3 protein-coding genes are annotated in these 2,508 nt (G+C 56.7%); 2 read left to right on the top strand and 1 reads right to left on the bottom strand.

From position 1 onward, the window contains the following. Positions 1-3 precede the first annotated feature (3 nt). Complete coding sequence (gene cysK, locus Q3981_RS09990; protein WP_303125846.1) at positions 4-942, bottom strand: cysteine synthase A; 939 nt, start codon at positions 940-942, stop codon at positions 4-6. 392 nt (positions 943-1,334) lie between these two features. On the opposite strand from cysK, the gene Q3981_RS09985 reads away from it, so the two are divergent. Next, positions 1,335-2,210, top strand: a complete 876-nt coding sequence (locus Q3981_RS09985; protein WP_303125845.1) for an enoyl-CoA hydratase-related protein — start codon at positions 1,335-1,337, stop codon at positions 2,208-2,210. 70 nt (positions 2,211-2,280) lie between these two features. Next, a partial coding sequence (locus Q3981_RS09980; RefSeq protein WP_303125842.1) for a DUF2505 family protein occupies positions 2,281-2,508 on the top strand: 228 nt, incomplete at its 3' end.

Genomic DNA, 2,508 nt, shown 5'->3' with positions numbered 1-2,508 from the left:
GCTTTAGTCGTCGCGAAGTCCTTCGAACAGCGGCGTGGAGATGTAGCGCTCACCGAAGTCGCACACCACAGTCACAATGGTCTTGCCCTTGTTCTCCGGCTTCTTCGCTTCCTGAAGCGCAGCCCAGATGTTACCGCCGGAGGAGATCCCGCCGAGGATGCCTTCCTTCGCGGCCGCCGCCTGTGCCGTCGAAACGGCGTCCTCAAAGCTGACGGTCAACACATTGTCCAGGATGTCGCGATCGAGCGTCTCCGGGTAGAAGTTCGTTCCGATTCCCTGGATCTTGTGAGACCCCGCGCGGCCCTCAGAGAGCAGCGGAGAATCGGATGGCTCAACACCAACAACTTTGACGTCGCTCTTTTGTTCTTTCAGGTACTTGCCGACGCCGGTAATGGTGCCGCCAGTACCAACACCGGCAACGAAAACATCAACGTTTCCGTCGGTGTCGTTCCAGATCTCAGGCCCGGTGGTTTCGTAGTGCTTCTTAGGGTTGGCCGGGTTGGTGAACTGTGATGCCAAGATGGAGTTCTCGGTGCTATCGGCTAGTTCTTGAGCCTTGTCGACGGCACCCTGCATGCCTGATGGAGGCGGAGTGAGGACGAGTTCCGCACCGAGTGCGCGGAGGAGTGCGCGACGCTCTTTCGACATGGATTCCGGCATGGTGAGCACTACTTTGTAGCCGCGCGCGGCACCGACCATGGCGAGGGCGATGCCGGTGTTTCCGGATGTTGCTTCAATAATGGTGCCGCCGGGTTTGAGGGAACCATCGGCTTCGGCTGCGTCGATGATTGCTGCACCGATGCGGTCCTTCACCGAGTTTGCGGGGTTGTAGTACTCCAGCTTCACGAGGACCTCGGCGTCGAGGTCTTTGGTGAGAGAGTTCAGTCGAACTAGTGGCGTGTTGCCGACGAGTTCGGAAACATTGTCATAGACGTTTGACATGGGTGAATCTCCAATTCGTGATTTCTTACCGGTCCTTGCCCAATGGCTACAGACCTTATTTTCGCTGCATGCTGAGGGAATCGTAGATGTCGTCCCTCGCCGTTCGTCAGTTTACGCTTTCTTCCCCGAAATAAACAGACAGATCGGTCTGTAACGCGCGAATGTGCACTGAGCGGATATGCACCGAGTTTGTAAAGTGCGAACACCTATTGAGGACGAAAACTACGTTTCGTCCCGTGTGTCCGGACCTCACGTTAGGATCGTCCCCACAGTCCTCAACTGGATCACCGAGGCTTCGATGGCCACAGATCTGGAACAGGGATCTGGCGCAACAATCCAGTTGAGATGAACATGTCACTAACACTAAGTACTAACGCTGAGGTGGAAAATACATGGCCAGTAACGCGAGCAACAACGCGGAGGACCCGTCGACAATGAGCGAAAAGAATAGTGAAAATAAAGCCAGCGAATCGACGGTTCAGCCCGATTTGGCCGATTACGAGACGGTGCTGGTGTCACAGGATGATCGCGTAGCGACGGTGACGCTGAATCGTCCGCGCGCGCTCAATGCGCTCAATGCGGCGTTAGTGCGTGAATTGGTGGATGCCGTTGAGAGTTTGGATACCGATCCATCCGTCGGCGTGATCGTCATAACCGGCTCTGAGAAGGCCTTCGCCGCGGGTGCAGACATTAAAGAGATGAAGGACCGCACTTTTCCTGAGATCAGGGAACGACGGATGTTCGGCGAGCTCGATCGCCTGCGCGAGGTCGATACGCCAATCATTACCGCGGTGTCGGGGTACGCGTTGGGGGGCGGGTGCGAACTGGCCATGACCGGCGACATTGTGTTGGCCTCGGAAACCGCGCGCTTCGGGCAGCCGGAAATCACGCTGGGAATTATTCCCGGCCTCGGTGGTACTCAGCGTTTAACCAGGGCAATCGGTAAAGCGAAGGCGATGGATTTGGTGCTAACGGGTCGGCCGATGCGTGCCGACGAAGCCGAACGCTGCGGCTTGGTCTCCCGGGTGTTCCCCGCTGACTCGTTTACCGAAGATGTTTATGAGGTGGCGAAAACAGTTGCTGGTTTCAGCGCTACAGCTCTTCGCGCTGCGACGAATGCTGTGGATCGAGCCTTTGAAACGACGCTATCTGAGGGCCTTCGTGCAGAGCGGGAGAGCTTTTACAGCCTGTTCGCCACTGCTGATCAGAAGGAGGGGATGTCGGCTTTTGCTGAAAAGCGTCCGGCGAAATGGCAGCACAATCAGTAGAAATTGCTGTTAGTGCATTCGTGCCAGTGTGTTCGGCATGCCCGTGTGACTTCATGAAAGAATGGCACGTATGAGTGCGTCGAAGACGGAACAGCGTGACTTTGCTCAGCCGATTGACCGCGTGTACGAAATTTGCTGCAGCGAGGAATTTCTACTGCGAAGTGGTGGCACGTCCGAGAGGCCGGTAACGATCGTTGACTCACGCTATGAACATCGTGACGACGGCTCAGTTTTCTCCGAGGCGACGGCTGAACAGGTCATGCAGCCGCCGGAAGACGCTGGCGAGGACGCCAAGCCG

It is taken from the genome of Corynebacterium sp. (assembly GCF_030530965.1).
GTDB lineage: Bacteria > Actinomycetota > Actinomycetes > Mycobacteriales > Mycobacteriaceae > Corynebacterium.
Note: the sequence above shows the minus strand (reverse complement) of the source record. Positions and strands in the feature narration are given on the sequence as shown.

Coding starts and splice junctions, on each gene's coding strand:
- cysK (WP_303125846.1), bottom strand. CDS start 942: ATGTCAAACGTCTATGACAATGTTTCCGAACTCGTCGGCAACACGCCA.
- Q3981_RS09985 (WP_303125845.1), top strand. CDS start 1,335: ATGGCCAGTAACGCGAGCAACAACGCGGAGGACCCGTCGACAATGAGC.